General features: G+C 47.4%; 26 protein-coding genes. 19 read left to right on the top strand and 7 right to left on the bottom strand.

Annotation, left to right across the window (positions count from 1 at the left end):
• Positions 1-16: 16 nt before the first annotated feature.
• On the top strand, positions 17-1,309 hold the full coding sequence (gene eno, locus ACWJJ5_RS01555; protein WP_007409956.1) for a phosphopyruvate hydratase: 1,293 nt from the start codon (positions 17-19) through the stop codon (positions 1,307-1,309).
• Positions 1,310-1,339: 30 nt separating this feature from the next.
• On the opposite strand, the gene ACWJJ5_RS01550 is transcribed toward eno, so the two are convergent.
• On the bottom strand, positions 1,340-1,801 hold the full coding sequence (locus tag ACWJJ5_RS01550; RefSeq protein WP_454022135.1) for a GNAT family N-acetyltransferase: 462 nt from the start codon (positions 1,799-1,801) through the stop codon (positions 1,340-1,342).
• Between the two features lie 131 nt (positions 1,802-1,932).
• Here ACWJJ5_RS01550 and ACWJJ5_RS01545 point away from each other — a divergent pair, with 131 nt between their 5' ends.
• Complete coding sequence (locus ACWJJ5_RS01545; protein ID WP_454022134.1) at positions 1,933-3,723, top strand: zinc ribbon domain-containing protein; 1,791 nt, start codon at positions 1,933-1,935, stop codon at positions 3,721-3,723.
• 38 nt (positions 3,724-3,761) lie between these two features.
• Here the strand turns inward: ACWJJ5_RS01545 and ACWJJ5_RS01540 are convergent, their stop codons facing one another.
• Positions 3,762-4,472, bottom strand: coding sequence for a hypothetical protein (locus ACWJJ5_RS01540; RefSeq protein ID WP_015387695.1), 711 nt, complete (start codon positions 4,470-4,472; stop codon positions 3,762-3,764).
• 439 nt (positions 4,473-4,911) lie between these two features.
• Here ACWJJ5_RS01540 and ACWJJ5_RS01535 point away from each other — a divergent pair, with 439 nt between their 5' ends.
• On the top strand, positions 4,912-5,544 hold the full coding sequence (locus tag ACWJJ5_RS01535) for an NAAT family transporter (protein ID WP_015418237.1): 633 nt from the start codon (positions 4,912-4,914) through the stop codon (positions 5,542-5,544).
• 20 nt (positions 5,545-5,564) lie between these two features.
• Here ACWJJ5_RS01535 and ACWJJ5_RS01530 read toward each other — a convergent pair whose 3' ends face one another.
• Positions 5,565-6,122, bottom strand: a complete 558-nt coding sequence (locus ACWJJ5_RS01530; protein ID WP_014418904.1) for a GbsR/MarR family transcriptional regulator — start codon at positions 6,120-6,122, stop codon at positions 5,565-5,567.
• A 260-nt stretch (positions 6,123-6,382) separates the two neighbouring features.
• On the opposite strand from ACWJJ5_RS01530, the gene opuCA reads away from it, so the two are divergent.
• The 4 genes from opuCA to opuCD are packed head-to-tail and all read left to right on the top strand — an operon-like array spanning position 6,383 to position 9,819.
• Positions 6,383-7,522: an osmoprotectant ABC transporter ATP-binding protein OpuCA gene (opuCA, locus tag ACWJJ5_RS01525; RefSeq protein ID WP_062623563.1), complete on the top strand. Its 1,140-nt coding sequence runs from the start codon at positions 6,383-6,385 to the stop codon at positions 7,520-7,522.
• Positions 7,523-7,542: 20 nt separating this feature from the next.
• On the top strand, positions 7,543-8,196 hold the full coding sequence (locus ACWJJ5_RS01520) for an ABC transporter permease (RefSeq protein WP_003151654.1): 654 nt from the start codon (positions 7,543-7,545) through the stop codon (positions 8,194-8,196).
• A 37-nt stretch (positions 8,197-8,233) separates the two neighbouring features.
• On the top strand, positions 8,234-9,127 hold the full coding sequence (opuCC, locus tag ACWJJ5_RS01515) for an osmoprotectant ABC transporter substrate-binding lipoprotein OpuCC (RefSeq protein WP_102422576.1): 894 nt from the start codon (positions 8,234-8,236) through the stop codon (positions 9,125-9,127).
• 17 nt (positions 9,128-9,144) lie between these two features.
• Positions 9,145-9,819, top strand: a complete 675-nt coding sequence (gene opuCD, locus ACWJJ5_RS01510; RefSeq protein WP_454022133.1) for a glycine betaine/carnitine/choline/choline sulfate ABC transporter permease OpuCD — start codon at positions 9,145-9,147, stop codon at positions 9,817-9,819.
• Between the two features lie 34 nt (positions 9,820-9,853).
• On the opposite strand, the gene ACWJJ5_RS01505 is transcribed toward opuCD, so the two are convergent.
• Positions 9,854-10,387, bottom strand: coding sequence for a GbsR/MarR family transcriptional regulator (locus ACWJJ5_RS01505; RefSeq protein ID WP_003151660.1), 534 nt, complete (start codon positions 10,385-10,387; stop codon positions 9,854-9,856).
• Positions 10,388-10,672: 285 nt separating this feature from the next.
• On the opposite strand from ACWJJ5_RS01505, the gene ACWJJ5_RS01500 reads away from it, so the two are divergent.
• From ACWJJ5_RS01500 to ACWJJ5_RS01460, 9 genes are all read left to right on the top strand, one after another.
• The gene (locus tag ACWJJ5_RS01500) at positions 10,673-11,818 is read left to right on the top strand and encodes a betaine/proline/choline family ABC transporter ATP-binding protein (protein WP_454022132.1); all 1,146 of its coding nucleotides are present in this window, start codon (positions 10,673-10,675) and stop codon (positions 11,816-11,818) included.
• Between the two features lie 16 nt (positions 11,819-11,834).
• Positions 11,835-12,488, top strand: a complete 654-nt coding sequence (locus ACWJJ5_RS01495) for an ABC transporter permease (protein WP_014305838.1) — start codon at positions 11,835-11,837, stop codon at positions 12,486-12,488.
• Positions 12,489-12,502: 14 nt separating this feature from the next.
• Positions 12,503-13,420, top strand: a complete 918-nt coding sequence (locus ACWJJ5_RS01490) for an osmoprotectant ABC transporter substrate-binding protein (protein ID WP_146275513.1) — start codon at positions 12,503-12,505, stop codon at positions 13,418-13,420.
• A gap of 18 nt (positions 13,421-13,438) precedes the next feature.
• Entirely contained in the window at positions 13,439-14,116 is a 678-nt protein-coding gene (locus tag ACWJJ5_RS01485; protein WP_172614977.1) for an ABC transporter permease, read from the top strand.
• A gap of 110 nt (positions 14,117-14,226) precedes the next feature.
• On the top strand, positions 14,227-14,940 hold the full coding sequence (locus tag ACWJJ5_RS01480; protein ID WP_070082384.1) for a lantibiotic protection ABC transporter ATP-binding protein: 714 nt from the start codon (positions 14,227-14,229) through the stop codon (positions 14,938-14,940).
• The gene (locus ACWJJ5_RS01475) at positions 14,937-15,671 is read left to right on the top strand and encodes a lantibiotic immunity ABC transporter MutE/EpiE family permease subunit (RefSeq protein ID WP_154303070.1); all 735 of its coding nucleotides are present in this window, start codon (positions 14,937-14,939) and stop codon (positions 15,669-15,671) included. Before ACWJJ5_RS01480 ends, ACWJJ5_RS01475 begins: the two co-directional genes overlap by 4 nt.
• Positions 15,668-16,441, top strand: coding sequence for a lantibiotic immunity ABC transporter MutG family permease subunit (locus tag ACWJJ5_RS01470; RefSeq protein WP_025853836.1), 774 nt, complete (start codon positions 15,668-15,670; stop codon positions 16,439-16,441). The genes ACWJJ5_RS01475 and ACWJJ5_RS01470 overlap by 4 nt, the downstream gene beginning before the upstream one ends.
• A gap of 21 nt (positions 16,442-16,462) precedes the next feature.
• Entirely contained in the window at positions 16,463-17,125 is a 663-nt protein-coding gene (locus ACWJJ5_RS01465; RefSeq protein WP_102422552.1) for a response regulator transcription factor, read from the top strand.
• The gene (locus tag ACWJJ5_RS01460) at positions 17,116-18,519 is read left to right on the top strand and encodes a sensor histidine kinase (protein WP_146275507.1); all 1,404 of its coding nucleotides are present in this window, start codon (positions 17,116-17,118) and stop codon (positions 18,517-18,519) included. Before ACWJJ5_RS01465 ends, ACWJJ5_RS01460 begins: the two co-directional genes overlap by 10 nt.
• Positions 18,520-18,604: 85 nt before the next feature.
• On the opposite strand, the gene ACWJJ5_RS01455 is transcribed toward ACWJJ5_RS01460, so the two are convergent.
• The 3 genes from ACWJJ5_RS01455 to ACWJJ5_RS01445 all read right to left on the bottom strand — a co-directional run bounded on the left by ACWJJ5_RS01455 (position 18,605) and on the right by ACWJJ5_RS01445 (position 19,870).
• Positions 18,605-18,922 carry a winged helix-turn-helix transcriptional regulator gene (locus ACWJJ5_RS01455; RefSeq protein WP_003151672.1) on the bottom strand — a complete coding sequence of 106 codons (318 nt, stop codon included), beginning with the start codon at positions 18,920-18,922 and terminating at the stop codon, positions 18,605-18,607.
• 81 nt (positions 18,923-19,003) lie between these two features.
• Positions 19,004-19,435 carry a helix-turn-helix domain-containing protein gene (locus ACWJJ5_RS01450; RefSeq protein WP_003151674.1) on the bottom strand — a complete coding sequence of 144 codons (432 nt, stop codon included), beginning with the start codon at positions 19,433-19,435 and terminating at the stop codon, positions 19,004-19,006.
• A gap of 24 nt (positions 19,436-19,459) precedes the next feature.
• Entirely contained in the window at positions 19,460-19,870 is a 411-nt protein-coding gene (locus ACWJJ5_RS01445) for a helix-turn-helix domain-containing protein (protein WP_014418895.1), read from the bottom strand.
• Between the two features lie 195 nt (positions 19,871-20,065).
• On the opposite strand from ACWJJ5_RS01445, the gene ACWJJ5_RS01440 reads away from it, so the two are divergent.
• The 3 genes from ACWJJ5_RS01440 (at position 20,066) to ACWJJ5_RS01430 (ending at position 21,464) form a co-directional block, all read left to right on the top strand.
• The gene (locus tag ACWJJ5_RS01440) at positions 20,066-20,251 is read left to right on the top strand and encodes a helix-turn-helix domain-containing protein (protein ID WP_087920807.1); all 186 of its coding nucleotides are present in this window, start codon (positions 20,066-20,068) and stop codon (positions 20,249-20,251) included.
• 123 nt (positions 20,252-20,374) lie between these two features.
• A complete protein-coding gene (secG, locus tag ACWJJ5_RS01435; protein ID WP_003151681.1) occupies positions 20,375-20,605 on the top strand; it encodes a preprotein translocase subunit SecG in 231 nt (76 codons plus the stop codon).
• A gap of 118 nt (positions 20,606-20,723) precedes the next feature.
• Positions 20,724-21,464 carry an alpha/beta hydrolase gene (locus tag ACWJJ5_RS01430; RefSeq protein ID WP_454022131.1) on the top strand — a complete coding sequence of 247 codons (741 nt, stop codon included), beginning with the start codon at positions 20,724-20,726 and terminating at the stop codon, positions 21,462-21,464.
• The last annotated feature ends 14 nt before the right edge of the window (positions 21,465-21,478 follow it).

Below are 21,478 nucleotides of genomic sequence, written 5' to 3'. Positions count from 1 at the left end.
AAGGAGAGACAAACTCATGCCATACATTGTTGATGTTTATGCACGCGAAGTCCTTGACTCCCGCGGCAACCCGACAGTTGAAGTTGAAGTATATACAGAAACAGGAGCTTTCGGCCGCGCATTAGTGCCAAGCGGAGCTTCTACAGGTGAATACGAAGCGGTTGAGCTTCGTGACGGCGACAAAGACCGTTACCTTGGAAAAGGCGTGTTAACTGCTGTTAACAACGTAAACGAAATCATTTCTCCAGAGCTTCTCGGCTTTGACGTAACTGAACAAAACGCAATCGATCAGCTTTTAATCGAGCTTGACGGAACTGAAAACAAAGGCAAACTCGGTGCGAACGCAATCCTTGGCGTATCTATGGCTTGTGCGCGCGCAGCTGCTGATTTCTTACAGATTCCTCTTTACCAATACCTTGGAGGATTCAACTCAAAAACGCTTCCTGTACCGATGATGAACATCGTAAACGGCGGAGAGCATGCTGACAACAACGTAGACATTCAAGAATTCATGATTATGCCTGTAGGCGCGCCTAACTTCCGTGAAGCGCTTCGCATGGGCGCTCAAATCTTCCACAGCCTGAAATCAGTTCTTTCTGCTAAAGGAATGAACACAGCTGTAGGTGACGAAGGCGGATTCGCTCCGAACCTTGGTTCTAACGAAGAAGCGCTTCAAACAATCGTTGAAGCAATCGAAAAAGCCGGCTTCAAACCTGGCGAAGAAGTGAAGCTTGCTATGGATGCTGCATCTTCTGAGTTCTACAACAAAGAAGACGGCAAATACCATCTGTCTGGCGAAGGCGTTGTGAAAACATCTGCTGAAATGGTTGACTGGTACGAAGAAATGGTTTCTAAATACCCAATCATCTCTATCGAAGACGGACTTGACGAGAACGACTGGGAAGGCCACAAACTTCTTACAGAGCGTCTTGGCAAAAAAGTTCAGCTTGTCGGTGACGACCTTTTCGTTACAAACACGAAAAAGCTTGCTGAAGGTATCAAAAACGGCGTAGGCAACTCTATCCTGATCAAAGTAAACCAAATCGGTACATTGACTGAAACATTCGATGCGATCGAAATGGCGAAACGCGCGGGCTACACTGCCGTTATCTCTCACCGTTCAGGTGAAACTGAAGACAGCACAATCGCTGACATCGCTGTGGCAACTAATGCAGGACAAATCAAAACAGGTGCTCCGTCCCGTACGGACCGTGTTGCGAAATACAACCAGCTTCTTCGCATCGAAGATCAGTTGGCTGAAACTGCTCAATACCATGGTATCAACTCTTTCTATAACTTGAATAAGTAATCGAAAAAACCTCCCCACGGGGAGGTTTTTTTATATGTCTGCATAAAGCCTTATCATGTCGCGGCACTGTATCCCGTTTTCGAAAATCTCCTCTTCATAATGCCTGATGAAAAAATCATGGTCGATGGCTTGAAGTCTGAAGCCGCATTTTTGATAAAGGGCAAGCTGGCCTATACTGGAGTTGCCCGTTCCGATTTCAATAGTCGCCGCTCCCATTTGTTTTGCCTTATTCATGGCCTCTTCTATGAGCTTTCTGCCGATGCCATTGTTCTGCAGCGATTCTTTTACCGCGATGTTTACGATTTCTATCGTTTTCGGCCTTGTTTGCAATAAGACGTAAACCCCTGCAAGCTCGTCTGACGTCCAAGCCGTATAGCATTCTCCTCTTACAAGATAATCATCGACAATCTCTTTCGACGGATCGGCCAGCAGCAATAGTTCATACAGCGCTTCATCCGGCTCCGCGGCTTTTCGGATGCTCAGTTTTTGCATGTCTGTTTCTCCTCCTCCATTATGATCGACAGCTATTTTTCAAAATAACTCCAAAATCATTCTACTTTATTATAAAATATGAAACATAGGAAAAGTTATACAAGTTTTGCAGATTGAATAGGAGGAAAGTCATGTTTTTTTGTAAGTATTGCGGCCGACAGAACAACGAAGAGGCGCATTTCTGTAAAGAATGCGGAAAACCGATCGGGAAAGGAAGCCGGCTTGAACGGCAGGCGGCTGTAAGAGCGGCTGAACCTGCTTCACAAACGAGAAAGCCGATCCCTAAAAAAACGCTCTTCATATGGGGCGGCATAGCCGCAGCGCTGATCTTATTGATTGCCGCATATAAAACCGGAGCCTGGCTGACATCTGAAAAAAGGCTCACGGATCAATTCGAACAGGCAGTTCATGACGGGGACACGAAAAAGCTCGCAGCCCTGCTCACTCCTTCAGACAAAAAACTGAAGCTGAATGAGACCAATGTCAAACCGCTCCTTGCATACGCAAAGAAACACGATGAACTGCTGGCAACGCTTCGCGGCAATTCATCAGAAAAAGATGCGGTATACGTCAAAAAAGAGGGTAAAACCCTTCTATTGTTTGACCATTACGAACTGAAAGTCGATCCGGTTTATTTCCGCGTCACCAGCAATTATAAAGGTGCCGATCTTTATATCAACAGCGAGAAAACAGGGACGGTCAAAAAAGCCGATGAAACCCAAATCTTCGGCCCGTATGCACCCGGTGTCTACACGGCGGAAGCCAAGCTTAAAAATGACACGGTTGACGTTGTCAAAAAGCAAGAGGCAGAGGCGGCCGGCAGCCGGAATGTTGATTTTGACCTGCCGTTAGACGCCGAGGATGTGACGTTCACTCCGGCAGACAGCTTCAAAAACGCGAAAGGCGATCTGCTGATAAACGGCAAGTCCGTCCATAAAGATCCGTTTAAATCCGTTACATACGGTCCGCTCTTAACTGACGGTTCCATGACAGCCGCCGTGGAGGCTGATTTTCCTTGGGGAAAAATGAAAACTGCCGATGTTCCGATCAACAGTACTGATGTGGACTTAACGCTTATCCCGGATCAAGATACACAACAAACAATTATGGACACGATTGTCAAAACAACGAAGCAGTATACAAAAGCGATGGCAGACGGAAATACCGATCAGATGACCGAGGCTGGTTCCGCCTGGAAAGAGCAGACGAAAGAAGTGGTATCCGGCATGAAGAGTTCCGGCACCTTTTTGAAGGATCAGTATAAAGAGACAAGCTTTGATCTGGATTCATTTGCGATTTCTCAAGAGAACGGCCGCTGGCAAGCAACTGTTACGGGTAAAGAGCTTCATGAGTCTGCTTATTTCGACGGGAATACGAAGCCTGATATGGAAGAGGCTGAGCCGAGCTTTCATTATGTACTCTCATATGATACAAAACATAAAAAATGGGTTTTCGAAAAAGCTGACCCTGGCTCAGATTCTTCTGGGACAAATGTAAAAAAAATAAAAAACGACCAGCCGAAAACCTATACATCCGCATGGGCATTTTCCAAAGGAAATACAGCTTCAGGCAGCGTGACAAACGAGCAAGTCACATCGTTTATGACTGATTACCTGACAAATCAATCAAGCGCCGTCAGCCTTAACAATTTTGCCATCATGGCGGGCAATTTAGAAGAGGGAAGCCCTTTGTATGCTGATCAGCAGAAACTGGTCAAAAAACTGCACAGCGAGGGCACGACCGAAGTATTTAATGAAGTGAATGTCAAAAGCTTTTCACAGAAAGGCTCTCATCTGACGATTCATACGTACGAGGAGTTTTATATTACGAAAGCCGGCGGCAGTCCGAAGCTCAGAACATACAATTGGACGTATGGCGGCGTTGTCAAAGACGGAAGAATTTATTTAACATCCATTCAATAAAAAAACCCCGCGCCAATCAGGCGGCGGGGTTTCCGTTTTTAAAAGAAGAAATAATTCATGAGTTCTTTCATATAATGCTTGATCGTGAATTGAAACGTTACGCAAATGATCAAATAGATGACGATAACAGAATAAATGATATCCGCTTTAGCCGTGAGCTGATGCTGATAGCTCGCCAGCATGAGCGGAGGCACGGCAAACGCCGCTCCTAAAAGACCGACAGCCAGAATGGTAAAGCAAACGGTTGTATGAAGCAGCATAAAAATGAGGGCAAGAAGCAAAATAGCTGTAAACGGAATCAAAAATGCTCCGAATCTGGACAGCGAATCTTTAAATGACACCTGCGCGCCGCCGGCCTTCAAAGCGATAAAAATCAAGAGATACAGGCAGAATACGCATAATGCAAAGGTAAGCGCCGGTTTGATCACAACCGCGGTAAAACTGACATCACGAAAGCCGTCCGATAAGAGAATATAAAACATAATCGGCGTCACCAGGCAGAAAAGCACCATGTTGATGATGCTGCTGACAAGCTGTTCGCCGCCTGTCGTTTTACATGTTTGATACGGTCTCTTTAACACATCAAGCACGAATAAGGCAAATTGCTTTGAAGCCTGTTTAGCCGCGGCGCCGGCCTGAGCGGCCTGACCCTGTGTTTGGCCTGCGCCTCCCTGCCCGGGCTGGGGCGCACCGCACTTTTCGCAAAATTTTCCGCCATCAGTATGATGGCCGCATTGAGAACAATACATTCTAAAACTCCTTTTACAAGTAATATAGGGATTTTGTTCAATATTTACATTATAAAAGAAAATAGGACGGATGTAACGGAGTTTTCTAAAGATATATAAATCACCTTCTCTATGAATTGATAATAGAGAAAAAGTACCCATTATGGTAGAATTTTATTGGAGCTGATAGATATCATGTCTCTCGGCGCATTGATTCAGAGTGAAAAAGGAAATTAACGCATGCTAAAAAAATTGAAAATGCTTTATCGGCTGTTGAAATTCGGAAAAGGCTTATGGAGATAGCAAACAGAAAAAAACCGTCCTTACAAGGACGGTTTTTTCTGTTTTCCGGATCGTCCGGCTGAGGTTATAAAAAGCAGACCCCGGGGTAAAAATCATGCATAAGAAACAGCGGAGAACAAAACATAACTCAATAATGGCAAGTCATAAGGAGGTACGCATGTTTTCATTCATCATTCATGTCTTCATTTCACTGTTTGCAGTCTCCAATCCCATCGGAAACGTGCCGATTTTTCTTTCACTGACGGAAGGATACCCGGAGAAAGAACGGACAGCGATCGCACGCAAGGCTTCCGTGCTGTCGTTTATCATCTTGGCGGCTTTTTTAATCTTCGGCCATCTGATCTTTAAACTGTTTGACATTAACATTCATGCCTTGCGTATCGCGGGCGGCATTTTTATTTTCGGCATCGCTTATAATCTTCTGAACGCGAAGAAATCTCATGTACAGTCTCTCCATCATGAAGAGAAAGGGGAGAGCAAGGAGAAAGCCGATATATCCGTGACGCCTTTGTCGATTCCGATTATCGCCGGTCCCGGTACGATCGCGACGGTAATGAGTCTGTCGGCCGGCCACGGCGGCATCTTCCATTACATCAGCGTGCTGATCGGCATTGCGGCCGTCATCGCGATGACGTTCATCTTCTTTCACTATTCATCTTTCATCAGCAATAAGCTCGGGAAAACCGAAATGAACGTCATTACCCGACTGATGGGGCTGATCTTGGCGGTGGTGGCGATCGGCATGATCGGCGCCGGTCTGAAAGGCATGTTCCCGATATTGGTTTCCTGACTTAAAAAAGCAGCGCCCGGTTATCTTCGGGTGCTGCTTTTTTCTATTTTCGGCACATGCTGAAACACTTCTTCACTCTCAAAAAATTCTATCAAACGGCTCAGCCAGTCATAATAATGGAGCCAATCCGTCAGTTCATCCAAAAGCTGACGGGCTTTTTCTTCAATATCGGGACTGAGATTTTCCGATTCCAGAAGCTCAGTCAGCTCGCGGTTCAGCTTTTTATAGAGCATTTTGTTTTTGCTGACCGCCTTTGTCCAATTTGCCGTAAACAGGGAGATAAACGTCTGGTAATAATCACGCTCCACGTCGTAAAGGTCTTTGCGAACGCCTTTTTCAAACACTTTTTCCGCCAGATTGGCATCAGTCATTTCACGGACCACCTGGCTCATCCTCGTTTTGCTCATCCCGGTCGCCTCTGACAGCTCATTTAACGTCATCGGCTTGCGGTTCATATAAATAATACCGAGCACACGACCAAGTGTGGCCGGCATTCCGAATGTATGCATATTCTCGGCGATTCTCTCAATGAGATGCTCTTCAGCATGCCCGATGATATCAAGAGCGTTTTTTTCCACGGCTGATCATCCCTTCACTGGCTTTTCATGCTGACAATATATCATATTTTTTACAGTTGATGAAAAAGATGATGCGGCAGGATATGCGAGCTATCGGGAGCGATTGTAAGAACATCCGCATTGTCAGCGGGATAACATGAAAAAATACGTATATTGTATATAATTTCAACACATTGTAAACTTTTTATTTTACAAATTTTATCTTATAATAAAGATTATACTTTTCAGAAAAATAACGGAACCCTTCGGAGGTGCACGGATTGCTGAGATTAGAAAATGTATCGAAAGTCTATAAAGGCGGAAAAAAAGCTGTCAGCAGCATTGATTTAAACATCGAAAAAGGCGAGTTTATTTGTTTTATCGGGCCGAGCGGCTGCGGAAAAACGACGACGATGAAAATGATTAACAGACTGATTGAGCCGTCATCCGGAAAGATTTTTATCGATGGCGAAAACATTATGGAGCAGGACCCGGTGGAGCTGAGACGGAAAATCGGCTACGTCATTCAGCAGATCGGACTTTTCCCTCATATGACCATTCAGCAGAACATTTCCCTCGTGCCGAAACTGCTGAAATGGCCGGAACAAAAGCGGAAGGAACGGGCGCGGGAGCTTTTGAAGCTCGTCGATATGGGCCCGGAATATTTAGACCGCTATCCTCACGAGCTGAGCGGCGGACAGCAGCAGAGAATCGGCGTGCTGCGCGCCCTTGCAGCGGAACCGCCTCTTATTCTTATGGATGAACCGTTCGGCGCGCTTGACCCGATTACACGGGATTCCCTTCAGGAAGAATTCAAAAAACTGCAAAGAACATTGAATAAAACGATTGTGTTTGTAACCCACGATATGGATGAAGCCATTAAGCTGGCTGACCGGATCGTCATTTTAAAAGCGGGAGAGATCGTTCAGGCCGGCACTCCTGATGACATTCTCCGGAATCCGGCTAATGAGTTTGTCGAAGAATTTATCGGCAAAGAACGGTTATTGCAATCAAGACCGGACATTGAGCGCGTCGAGCAGATGATGAACAAAAAGCCTGTCACCGTTACGGCGGACAAAACGCTTTCGCAGGCGATCCAGGTGATGCGGGAGCACCGTGTCGATTCCCTGCTTGTCGTTGATGACCTGAATGTGCTGCAAGGGTATGTCGATGTCGAGATCATTGATCAGAACCGGAAAAAAGCGAGCCTCGTCGGCGACGTGCTCCGCTCTGATCTGTATACGGTCGAGCAGGGTACACTGCTGCGTGATACCGTACGCAAAATTTTAAAGCGCGGAATGAAATATGTACCCGTCGTTGATGAACAAAGGCATTTAGTCGGAATTGTCACGCGAGCGAGCCTTGTCGACATCGTTTACGATTCAATCTGGGGCGAGGAAGACCAGCTGGTGACAGGCTGACAAGGGGAGGAATGCTTACAATGAATGAAATGATCAAGTTTTTGCAGACGAACGGCGGAGAACTGTTATATAAAACGTGGGAGCATTTATACATTTCGATCATCGCCGTCATATTAGGCATTGTCGTCGCCGTTCCGCTCGGAGTGGCGCTGACGAGAATGAAAAAGGGCGCAGGCGCCGTCATCGGCGCCGTCAACATTGTGCAGACCTTGCCGAGTCTCGCGATACTGGCGTTTTTTATCCCGCTGTTAGGCGTGGGAAAGGTGCCCGCGATCGTCGCGCTGTTTTTCTATTCGGTGCTGCCGATTCTCCGAAACACGTATACTGGCATTCAAGGCGTAAACAAAAATCTGCTGGAATCGGGAAAAGGCATCGGGATGACGGTCTGGGAGCAGATCAGGCTTGTGGAACTGCCGCTTGCGGTTCCGGTGATCATGGCGGGCATCCGCACATCCACCATTTATCTGATCGGCTGGGCGACGCTTGCTTCCTTTATCGGGGGCGGCGGGCTCGGAGACTATATTTTTATCGGCCTGAATCTCTATCAGCCTGAATATATTATCGGCGGCGCCGTGCCCGTCACCATTTTAGCCATTATCATTGATTATCTGCTGGCGGCGACGGAACGGAAGGTGACGCCGAAAGGGCTGAAAGGACTGAAGGAAGTATCATAAGGAGTTGGCTGTTTTGAAAAGAAACCAAAAGAGATGGATGTGCGCACTGGCGCTGTCAGCTGCTCTGCTTCTGGGCGGCTGTTCCCTTCCCGGCCTGAGCGGGGCTTCCGATGATACGATTAAAATCGGGGCGCAAAGCATGACGGAATCAGAAATTATCGCCAATATGATTGCACAGATGATTGAGCACAATACAGACTTGAATACGGCATTAATTAAAAACCTCGGATCGAACTATGTCCAGCAGCAGGCGATGCTCGGCGGTGAAATCGATATCGCCGCGACGCGCTACTCGGGAACGGATTTAACGAGCACCCTCGGCATGGAAGCGGAAAAAGACCCGAAAAAAGCATTATCTATCGTCCAGAAGGAATTTGAGAAACGCTTCCATTACAAATGGTTTGATTCTTACGGATTTGAGAACACATACGCTTTTACCGTCACGAAAGAGCTTGCGGAAAAAGACCATTTAGACAAAGTATCCGATATTAAGAAGTATGCGGATCAATTTAAGCTCGGTGTAGACAATGCGTGGCTGAAAAGAAAAGGCGACGGCTATAAGGGCTTCACCGACACGTACGGCTATGAATTCGGCACAACCTATCCGATGCAGATCGGACTTGTATACGATGCCGTGAAAAACGGGAAAATGGACGCCGTCCTCGCTTATTCAACGGACGGACGGATTAAAGCGTACGATCTGAAAATTTTAAAAGACGACAAGCAGTTTTTCCCGCCGTATGACTGTTCGCCGGTCATTCCCGACAGCGTGCTGAAGCAGCATCCTGAACTGAAGGGCATTGTGAATAAACTGATCGGCAAAATCGATACGGAAACGATGCAGGAATTGAATTACGAGGTGGACGGCAAGCTGAAAGAACCGTCCGTCGTCGCTAAAGAATTTTTGGAGAAACATCATTATTTTGAATAAGAAATGAGGTGGGGCAAATGGAAGTGCTGCAGCAGCTCGGCACTTATTATTCTCAAAACGGCGCCTATGTGCTTCAGGAGTTTTACCGCCATTTTCTCATGTCGGTATACGGCGTTTTATTTGCGGCGATCGTTGGGATTCCGCTCGGCATCTTCATTGCCAGATACAGAACATTAAGCGGCTGGATATTCGCGGTGACAAACGTGATTCAGACCGTGCCGGCGCTTGCGATGCTCGCGGTGCTGATGCTCGTCATGGGGCTCGGCGCCAATACGGTGATTTTGTCGCTGTTTTTATATTCGCTTCTTCCGATCATCCGGAATACGTACACCGGAATCGCCAGCATTGAACACGCTTATCTTGAATCGGGAAAAGCGATGGGCATGACCAAATTTCAAGTGCTCCGCATGGTGGAGCTGCCGCTTGCGCTTTCTGTCATCATGGCGGGGCTGCGGACGGCGCTCGTCATCGCGATCGGCATTACGGCAATCGGTACGTTTGTCGGCGCGGGCGGGCTCGGTGACATCATTGTCAGGGGCTCAAACGCCACGAACGGAACCGCGATTATTTTGGCCGGCGCCATTCCGACAGCGCTGATGGCCGTTATCGCAGATCTTGTGATGGCATGGCTGGAGCGGGCGCTGAGTCCGGTGAGAATGAAAAAACGAACCAAAGCGCCGAATGCGGCATGAAAAAAAACGCCTTGCGGGTCAGGGCGTTTTTTTCTTATGGCTTCGGAACATGCTTGAATATTTCTTCGCTTTCAAAAAACTCAATCAGACGGCTGATCCAGTTGTAGTAATCAAGCCAATCCTTTAATTCTTTCAGCAGTTCGTTGATTTTTTCCTCAGCTTCTTCCGGCACGCCGTTTTCAAGGACGGCCGTCAGTTCGCGGTTCAGTTTTTTATGCATCATTTTATTTTTGCTGACGACCTTGCTCCATGTGGCCGTAAACAGCGTAATAAAGGTTTGGTAGTAATCCTGCTCGACGTCGTATAAATCTTTGCGGACGCCTTTTTCAAACACTTTTTCCGCCAGATTGACGTCAAGCATTTCACGGACCGCCTGGCTCATTCTCGTTTTGCTCATGCCGGTCGCTTCTGATAATTCAGTTAAGGTCATCGGCTTGCGGTTCATATAAATAATGCCTAAAATGCGCCCCACCGTCGCGGGCATTCCGAATGTATGCATATTTTCAGCGATTCGTTCTATTAAATGATCTTCAGCTTGTTCGATTACGTGTAACGGATCTTTCTCCAACAGTTTCAATCCTTTCAGTCAGCAATTCCGATGTCAATATACCACATTTTTAAACCGGCGGAAATGCTCTTCCGAGAGAATTTGGCAGTAATTCGGAGCAATAAGAAGAACTTTGCCGGTCAATACGGGTAAATCAGTGCTTACACAACCTTTATATATAATATGGACAAATTGTAAACTTTTTAATTTACAAAGTTTAATTTATAATGGGAAACGTTCAATTGTCTGAAAAGTTAAATTTGAATTTAACGATTTGAACAAATTTAATATCGGAGGTGTGAGTGTTTGCTGACATTAGAAAATGTCTCGAAAACGTATAAAGGCGGGAAAAAAGCCGTCAACAGCATCAGCCTGAATATCGACAAAGGCGAATTTATTTGTTTTATCGGACCGAGCGGCTGCGGCAAAACGACGACGATGAAAATGATCAACCGCTTAATTGAACCGACAGAAGGCAGAATCCTGATAGAGGGCCGAAACATTATGGAACAAGACCCGGTGGAACTCAGAAGAAGCATCGGCTATGTCATCCAGCAGATCGGGCTGTTTCCGCATATGACCATTCAGCAGAACATTACGCTCGTTCCGAAGCTTTTAAAGCATTCTGCCGAAAAACGGAAGGAACGGGCGCGGGAGCTTTTAAAGCTCGTTGATATGGGGCCTGAATATTTAGACCGTTACCCTCATGAACTGAGCGGAGGACAGCAGCAGCGAATAGGTGTATTACGGGCACTTGCCGCAGAGCCGCCGCTTATCTTAATGGATGAACCGTTCGGGGCGCTTGACCCGATTACGAGAGATTCCCTTCAGGAAGAATTTAAAAAACTGCAAAAAACCTTACATAAAACCATCGTATTTGTTACCCATGATATGGACGAAGCCATCAAGCTTGCGGACAGAATCGTCATTCTGAAAGCGGGAGAAATCGTCCAGGCCGGAACGCCTGATGAGATTCTCAGATTTCCGGCGAATGAATTTGTTGAGGAGTTTATCGGCAAGGAACGGCTGATTCAATCATCCAGCCCTGATATTGAACGGGTGGAGCAGATCATGAATCCCGATCCCGTGACGGTAACACCTGAGAAAACACTGTCAGCCGCCATTCAGCTGATGCATGCCGAGCGGGTGGATTCGCTGCTCGTCATTGATGAAAAGAACGTTCTCCAAGGTTATGTCGATGTGGAGATGATTGACCGCAAACGAAGACAAGCGGTAACCGTCGCGGAAGTGCTTGAACGGGATCTGTACACGGTCAGAAGCGGCACTCTGCTTCGCGACGCCGTCCATAAAATTTTAAAAAGAGGCGTGAAATTTGTGCCGGTCCTTGATGAGGACGGCCGGCTAACGGGAATCGTGACAAGGGCAAGCCTCGTTGACATCGTCTATGACTCCATCTGGGGAGAAGAGAATCAGCTCGCGGTGATGTCATGAGGAGGCTTCCATTGATATGAATCAGACCGTACAATTTTTACAGGCAAATGGAGGAGAGATGCTTTATAAAACATGGGAGCATCTGTACATCTCATTAATCGCCGTCATGGCGGGCATTCTCGCCGCCGTTCCGCTCGGCGTCCTGCTGACGAGGATGAAAAGAGGAGCCGGCGCCGTCATCGGCATCGTCAACATCATTCAAACCTTGCCGAGTCTTGCCATTCTTGCGTTTTTTATTCCGCTTTTAGGCGTAGGAAAGGTCCCGGCCGTTGCGGCGCTGTTTTTCTATTCCATGCTGCCGATTCTCAGAAACACGTATACGGGGATTCTCGGCGTCAATCGGCATCTTCTGGAATCGGGAAAAGGAATCGGCATGACGGCATGGGAGCAGATCAGGCTTGTAGAGCTCCCGCTTGCCGCTCCGGTCATCATGGCGGGCATCAGAACGTCTTCGATTTATTTAATCGGCTGGGCGACGCTCGCCTCCTTTATCGGCGGAGGCGGGCTGGGAGATTACATTTTTATCGGCTTGAACCTTTATCAGCCGGAGTATATTATCGCAGGCGCCGTTCCGGTCACGATGCTGGCGGCCGCCGTCGATTACATGCTGGGGATGACAGAACGGAAAGTCACGCCTGACGGGCTGAAAAGCATAAAGGACGCTTCATAAGGAGGAGGTCTCACATGGGGAATAGATGCAAAAAACGGCTGCTCGCAATCACCTGTCTCGGCATGCTGCTCCTTGGCGGATGCTCGCTCCCGGGATTGAGCGCCGCATCGGAGGACACCATTAAAATCGGCGCGCAAAGCATGACCGAATCGGAAATCATCGCAAGCATGCTCGGACAGATGATCGAACATCACAGCGGGTTGAAAACATCCGTTATTAAAAATCTCGGCTCCAACGCCGTACAGCAGCAATCCTTGATCAACGGTGATATTGATATCGCCGCGACGCGCTATACAGGAGACGCGCTGACCGGGACGCTTCGCATGGAGCCGGAAAAAGACCCGGACAAAGCGCTGCGGCTCGTTCAGCGTGAATTTCAAAACAGATATGACATGAAATGGTTTGATTCTTACGGTTTTGATAATACATACGTCTTTACCGTTTCCGGACAGCTTGCCCGAAAGTATCATTTAGAAACGGTATCCGATGTCAAAAAAGAAGCGTCTCATCTGAAATTCGGCGTAGATAACTATTGGATGAAGCTGAGAGGCAACGGATATCAGGATTTTATGAAAACATACGGAATGTCATTTGAAGGCACGTATCCAATGCAGATCGGCCTCGTATACGACGCGCTGAAAAGCAGAAAGATGGATATCGCGCTCGCTTATTCCACCGACGGAAGAATCATCGCTTACGGACTGAAAACGCTGAAGGATGATAAGCGTTTCTTTCCTCCGTATGACTGTTCACCCGTCGTTCCGGATCATGTATTAAAAGAGCATCCCGAACTGGAGGGCGTGATCAATCAAATGATCGGCGCGATTGATACAAAGATGATGCAGAAAATGAATTACGAAGTTGACGGCCGATTAAAAGAGCCGTCCGTCGTGGCCAAGGAATATTTAGAAAAACATCATTACTTTGAATAACGGAAAGGAGATGTGCGGATGGACACGATGAAAGAGCTGTTTACGTATTACGCTCAAAACGGCAGCTATGTTCTGGATGAGTGCTGGCGGCACTTTCTCATGTCGGCGTACGGCGTCGTTTTCGCTGCCGCTTTCGCCATTCCGGCCGGAATTGTGACAGCCAGGCACGGGCGTCTCGCCGGCTGGGTGTTTGCTGTGGCGAACGTGATTCAAACCGTTCCGGCGCTTGCGATGCTCGCCGTCCTGATGCTTGTCATGGGACTCGGCGCCAATACGGTTATCACGGCTTTGTTTTTGTATTCACTGCTGCCGATTCTCAGAAATACGCACACGGGCATTATTAATATCGAGCACGCTTATCTCGAGTCGGGAAAAGCGATGGGCATGACGAAATACCAAATCCTTCGTATGGTGGAGCTGCCGCTTGCGCTTTCCGTCATTATGGCGGGTCTCCGAACGGCGCTCGTCATTGCCATCGGCATCACGGCGATCGGCACCTTCGTCGGGGCGGGCGGCCTCGGCGATATGATCGTCAGAGGATCGAACGCGACAAACGGAACCGCCATTATTCTGGCGGGCGCCATCCCGACCGCGCTGATGGCGGTGGCCGCAGACCTGCTGATGGCGTGGCTGGAGCGAGCCCTAAGCCCGGTGAAAAAACAAAAAAGAAAGCTGATCGTACGCTCAGCCTCATGAAAAAAAGCATTCTTCCGCGTGAAGGATGCTTTTTTTGATTTCTTGATTAAATTTTGATAACTGCGCTGTAAAGTCTTACATATCAAATAACAAAGCAGAGGGGTAATCATATGAGCAACATCTTAGAAACGAGACGGCTGCAAAAATCATTCGGCAGACAACAGGCAGTGGCTGATGTGTCTCTATCGGTTAAACGCAACAGTATATACGGCCTGCTCGGTCCGAACGGCGCGGGAAAATCGACGACTCTCAAAATATTGACCGGCATGCTGCAGCAAACATCCGGCGAGGTTCTGTTCGACGGACATACATGGAAGCGCGAAGATTTGAAAAGCATCGGTTCCCTGATTGAAGCGCCGCCGCTTTACAGCAACCTGACAGCCGCTGAAAATCTGAAAGTCCGCTGCGTGATGCTCGGGCTGCCTGATTCAAGAATTGCGGAAGTGCTGGAAATCACGGGATTAACGGGAACCGGAAAAAAGCGCGCCGGACAATTTTCCATGGGAATGAAACAGCGTCTCGGCATTGCGTTAGCATTATTAAACCGTCCGTCGCTCTTAATTCTTGATGAGCCGACAAACGGATTGGACCCGATGGGGATTCAGGATTTGCGGGAATTTATCCGCTCCCTGCCCGGACAGGGAATGACGGTTATTTTATCAAGCCACCTGTTATCAGAAGTCGAGCAGATCGCAGACCATATCGGAATCATCAGTGACGGCGTTTTAGGATATCAGGGAGAAATCAGCCGGGAAGACGATCTGGAGCGGCTGTTTCTGGAGGTTGTCAAATCAACACGCGAGAAAGCGGGGAATGGGAAATGATTCAGTACATGCAGGCGGAACACCTTACATCTAAAAGAACATTTATCAGAAAGCTGATCATTCTGATCCCGCTTCTGAACACGGCTTTTTCTTTTCTGCTGAATACGGCTTATTTTATGACGGGCACGTTCAATTGGTGGGCGGTTATTTTCATGCCGCTCATGATTGCTCTAATGTGCGGTTTATCTGTTAAAAAAGAGAAAAAATCTGCGAATGACCGCGCGGTGTACTCATTGCCGGCAGATTTAAAAAGCATATGGCTCTCAAAAATAAGCTTGATCGCGCTGTATTCACTCCTGTCGCAAATCGTCTTTTTCATCATCATGTTTTTACTTGGCCTTGTATTTCCGGCAATTGCTGCGCTGCAGCTGAAAGGCGTTGAAGCAGGCTTCCTTTTATGGCTGACGACGCTTTGGGAAATTCCATTGTGCTTATGGATTGCCAGGCAGTTCGGATTTACGGCAGTCATTCTCGTGAATATGATCGCCGCCTTTGTTTTAGGCATTGTGCCGGCGTCCGGCTCATTGTGGTGGCTGAGCCCATGGAGCTGGTCAGTCCGGGTGATGTCACCGATTCTCGGGGTCCATCCGAACGGAATTCCGCTTCCCGCAGACAGCGGCTTATTAAACGGAAACGTGATCTTTCCGGCTATTATTCTTTCTATCCTTTCTTTTATCGCAATAAGTTTGATTTCCGCAGTGTCTTTTTCAAAAGGGGGAAACCGGTCATGACCGTGCTTTTACGATATATGTGGGCCGATGTATTAAAAATGAAGCGCACGCCGTTCATATGGATGCATGTTGCGGCGCCGGTTTTATGCGCGGGATTTTTCCTGTTATATATGATGTATGGAAGGATTCAGGAGCCTTATGTGCTGTACAGCGTCTTCTTCAACGTGATTGCCGTTTTATACCCTTTAATCATCAGTATTGTCTGCGGCATGTCTGCCTCCGTCGAGGAACAGGCGGGTTATTTTCAGATGATGCTGGCGGTTCCGCATTCGAAAATCGTCAGTTTTGCGGGCAAGCTGCTTTTGCTGCTCCTATTGAATGTGTTATCGGCAGGTCTCGCCATCTGTCTTTATTTGGCGGGGTTGAAATTTGTTCTTCACATCAATGATCTCCCGTATCTTCTCTTTTTAAAAGGAGGGGCGTGGCTGATTGCCGGCAGTATTCCGCTTTATATGATTTCTTTTTTTGTCGGCATACAGTACGGCATGGGACCGTCCGGGCTTTTAGGGGGTGCGGGATTATTAATGGCGGCGCTCATGAATACGGGACTTGGCGATATCATCTGGCGTTTTTTCCCGTGGGCATGGAGCGTGCGGCTTTCAGGCCTTGCAGGACTGCTGCATTTTGACAAAGTCAAAAAAGAGTTCCTCCCTTATGTAAGATACGATATGAGATTCGGAGAAATAATGTTATATTTTTCTATAGTGATATTATGTCTGGCCGGCCTCTATTGGTGCAGAAGATGGGAAGGGCGGCGTTCATATGAATAAAGGCAAGGAGCGATTCGGCCGGTGGCAAACATTTTAGCAATTGATGATGAAAAAGATATTCTCGTTCTGATCAGAAACATTTTACAGCGTGATCAGCATACAGTAACGATTCTCGAAAAAGCGGAAGATCAGTCATTGGATTTTTTTCAAGGCTATGATTTGATTCTTCTTGATGTCATGATGCCCGGAACGGACGGGATTGAACTCTGCCGGCGGATTCGGCCGCTGGTGGACAGCCCGATCCTGTTTTTAACGGCAAAGTCTGACGAAGAATCCATTGTGAAAGGCCTCATGACAGGCGCTGATGATTACATCACAAAGCCGTTCGGCGTACAGGAATTGATGGCAAGGGTAAACGCGCATGTCAGAAGGGAACGGCGGGAAAAGCATCAGACGAAACGGCTGATATCAGGCTTCATGTTTGATTTTGACAGTAAAGAAGTATGGATGGATGACCGGAAACTGCCTCTTACGAAAAACGAATATAAAATCGTTGAATTTCTGGCACAGCATAAAAACAGAACATTCTCACGGGAGCAGATTTACGAGGAAGTGTACGGCTTGGACGGCGATGCGCTCTATTCAACCATTACGGAGTTTATCAGAACCATCCGGAAAAAATGTAAAGAACACGGGGCTGATCCGATCAAAACGGTGTGGGGTGTCGGATACAAATGGGAATAGCAAAAGGAAAATCCAGCATCCGCAAAGAGCTTGTCAAATTTACCATCACTTTGTGTCTGAGCACGATGGGAGTGGCGGCATTATGCGTCGCCTTAAATGCCATTGCCATGAATGCCGGAGCGATCCTGCCCGCAAACTACAGCGAACATGAGGCGGAACAGATCAAACCCCGCCTGAAATCAGCGGAAAAGATAACAGAAGACATGATCCCCGCAGGTATGACATACGCCGTTTTTGATAAAAAAACAAAGCGGATGACAAAAGGAACGATGACGGAACAAGATGCGGCCAACGCCAGAAAAAAGATTCAGCATCAGCCGTATTTTAATTATGCTCAAAAAGGATTCATGGTGATAAATCGGAAAGATGAATACGGCGTTCTCCAATATTCACTCAGGTCGGAATTTCAGTCGCCGCTGTTAAGGCGCTATCTGCCGAATTATGAATGGACGGGTCTTACGATTCTGATCTCTTTGCTTCTTTTAACTGTGTTTATCGTGACGACGCGTTTCGCCAATCAGCTGAGACGGCATTTCAGCACACTCAGCTCCATTACGGCAAGCATTCAAAAACAGAATTTAAATATCAATCCAAAAAGGTCGCGTATAAAGGAATTTGACGATGTCATTGACTCTCTGCTGAAAATGAAAGACGCGCTTCAGGCATCTCTGGCGGCGCAATGGGAGGCGGAGCGGATAAAGAAGGAACAGATCGGCGCGCTTGCGCATGATATTAAAATTCCGGCAACGATCATTAAAGGAAATGCCGAGCTGCTTCAGTTAACAGAACCTGATGAAGAGCAGACGGAATACACGCAGTATATCCTTGATGCCGGAAACAAAATCGAGCAATATGTCGGGCAGCTGATTCAGCTTTCTAAAGCGGAGGAGGCAGTTGCCGTTCATCTGGAATATACCGATCTCAAAGAGTGGGCTCAAAACATATATCGTGACGCAGCGGCGCTTGCGGGGCCGAAACAGATTGATCTCGTCCTCAGTGAGCGGGGCATTGACCGAAAAGAAGCGCCGATCGATCATGAGCTGCTCCACAGGGCGGTCATGAATATCGCGGCAAATGCCGTCGACTATACGCCGGAAGGAGGGGAAATCCGCGTGGACGTCCTGTGCACCGATTCCGCCCTCCAGCTTGCCGTATCCGACAGCGGAAGCGGGTTCTCGCCGGAAGCGCTGAAAAGAGCGACACAGCTTTTTTACACGGAGGATAAAAGCAGACATTCGGCGGGGCATCACGGCATGGGGCTTACATTCGCCCATCACGTCGTACATCTTCATCACGGCGAATTAATACTTGAAAATCAGGAGTCTGGAGGAGCCCGGGCGGAGATTCGAATTCCGCTGGAAGGCGTCAGACAAAAACAAGCCCTGCACGCCTGAGGGCTTGTTTTTCTGTTTAAGAAAAAGCAAAAATAAAAACGGCTGTCCGTTTGAGAGATCAGCCGCTTATGCGGAAAAGAGTTTATCAGGAAGGATCAATCCATGTTGAAGACCACTTGGAAATTTCCTCTAAAATAGGGGCTAATGCGCAGCCTTTTTCCGTTAAAGAATACTCAATGCGGACAGGCGTTTCGGGGATAACATCCCGTTTGATGACACCTTCTGTTTCAAGTTCTTTCAGACGTTCTGACAAGACTCTTCCGCTTAAATTCGGAAGCGCCGCTTCAATTTCGCTAAATCGCTGCTGTCCGTTCAATAACTGAAAGACGATTAGAGCCACCCAGCGTTTACTTAGGATGTCGACCGCTTTTTCGAATCTGGGGCACATTTCTGATTGGTTCATGCTTTTTCACCTCGTCTTCTGCTATTATACCGCAAAATCGGAGGGAACGTACGTCTGGCGCTTGTTAAGTTGAGGAGAGGATCAAAAAGAGGAAGAGGAATCCGGGGAGCGTTTTTTCGCTTCAGCCGCAATAAAATCAAAGTACTTGCTGACGCTTTCAATATCTTCTTTTGTGAAGTGCTGCCACTTTTTGCTGTCAAACAGCGGCAGATGCTCCGCGCCTCTGTCAACGGCGGTCTGATAGATGGCGCAGATGGATTGATAGCTTTCGGAGGTTTCACGGATTTCCTCCTGAAATGCCTTGATGTGTCCGGCCCGCGCCATTAACTCCTCGTACGGGATTTTTAATGTGTCCGCCAATTTTCTGATGGTCGCGGGTTTAGGAATGCCGCGGTGCCCGTTTTCAATTCTGGAAATGGTCGCCGAGCTGACGCCGGAATAGACGGCAAGCTGATTGACGGTAAGCTTCCGGGCGCGGCGCAGCTCTCTTAATTGCTTTCCGAATGTGTTCAATAAGATCGCCTCACATGTGCAAAGTCATGAGTCTTCATTTGTTCTTTTTTTGGCTTCCGCCGCTAAGAACGCAAAGTATTTATCAAGCAGAACCAAGTCTTCTTTCGACAGGTGCCGCCAGTTCTCCCGCTCCAAAAGGGATAAATCATGCAGCTCATACGTTTCGGCTTTTTCCAGCAAGGTGCAGCCCGTGTCGTACGGGGCTCTCGTTTCCTGGACGGTCTCTATGTATCCCGCCGTCTGCATCAGTTCCTCATACGGGATTTTTAACGCATCTGCGAGCTTTTTAATGGTTGCAGGTTTTGGCACCCCGCGTTTGCCGTTTTCAATCCGCGAGATTCCCGCGGCGCTGACGCCTGAATACGTTGCCAGCTGATTCACTGTCAGATGCCTTTTTTCCCGTAATGTCCGCAATTGTTTCCCGAAGCTTTCCACAGTCTCTCCCCCTCCCGCGGTCTATTTATATTCTAGTATGTTTATTGACTAAAGGGAATAGCCAGGCTGGAAAAGTATTGACAAAAGTTAACAAAAGCCGTATCTTATGTATAAGAAAGAAAGTATTTAACAGAACGGAAGGTGAAGAAAGTGGTCGAAAAGATACAGATCAGAAGAGATTATGTGCTGCAGTATATGGTCAATAATGACTACTCGTTAAACCAGCTCGCCCTGGAGATCGGAATATCTCCCGCCACACTGAGCCGTGTACTGAATGGAGAGCGGAGGCCGGGCCAGCTGGTCATCGGAAAAATGCTCTATTACTTTGACATGAAATTTGAAGATCTTTTTTACTACGACTTTGTTGACAAAAGTCAATAATGATGGAAGATTCAAACGCATTTCCGTTTTTCTGACATGATGTGCACCGATACGGCGTGACATGCCTTTGTTTTTCATGTAAAATAGAAGCAATGTAGGCCAGTCAGTCTGGAGGTGTATGGGATGCACACATTATTGATTACCTTATTGGTTATCGTCAGTATTGCACTTATTATTGTCGTATTGCTTCAAACCAGCAAAAGCGCCGGTTTATCGGGTGCAATTTCAGGCGGGGCGGAGCAGCTTTTCGGAAAACAGAAAGCAAGGGGCCTTGATCTGATTCTTCACCGCACAACCGTTGTGCTGGCAGTCTTGTTTTTCGTGTTGACGATTTCGCTAGCGTATATCGTATAAGGCAATGTTTGTATAAGGTCTGATTTAATATCAGGCCTTTTTCTTGTTGAGAGACGGCGTTTGTTTCTCGCAAAACTGTGGAAAACTAAATTGAATGTGCAAAAAAGGGGTTATGAGCATGAAAATTGTGACACCAAAACCATTTACATTTAAAGGCGGAGACAAAGCGGTGCTTCTGCTGCACGGATTTACGGGAAATACGGCAGACGTCAGAATGCTCGGCCGCTACTTGAATGAGCGCGGCTACACTTGTCACGCGCCTCAATATAAAGGGCACGGCGTTCCGCCGGAAGAGCTGGTACATACGGGACCTGAAGATTGGTGGAAAGACGTCATGGACGGTTATGAGTATTTACGGTCTGAAGGCTATGAAAACATTGCGGCGTGCGGACTGTCGCTTGGCGGGGTTTTTTCATTGAAATTGGGTTACACTGTACCCATAAAGGGAATTGTTCCTATGTGTGCGCCGATGCACATTAAAAGTGAAGAGGTTATGTACGAAGGAGTTCTCTCCTACGCGCGCAATTATAAAAAATTCGAAGGAAAACAGCCGGAGCAGATTGAAAAGGAAATGAAGGAGTTTGAAAAAACGCCGATGAATACGCTCAAATCGCTTCAGGAGCTGATTGCCGATGTGCGCAAAAACGTCGACATGATCTATTCCCCGACATTTGTTGTTCAGGCACGGCATGACCATATGATTAACACAGACAGTGCAGACATCATTTACAACGAGGTGGAAACGGACGACAAACAGCTGAAATGGTATGAAGAGTCAGGACATGTCATTACGCTCGACAAAGAACGGGACCTCGTTCATCAGGATGTGTACGAATTTTTAGAGAAACTCGATTGGTAACAAACAGGAGGTCG

It is taken from the genome of Bacillus sp. JK74 (genome assembly GCF_053663395.1).
The sequence above is the reverse complement of the archived record's forward strand: the minus strand, read 5'-3'. Positions and strand labels throughout refer to the sequence as shown.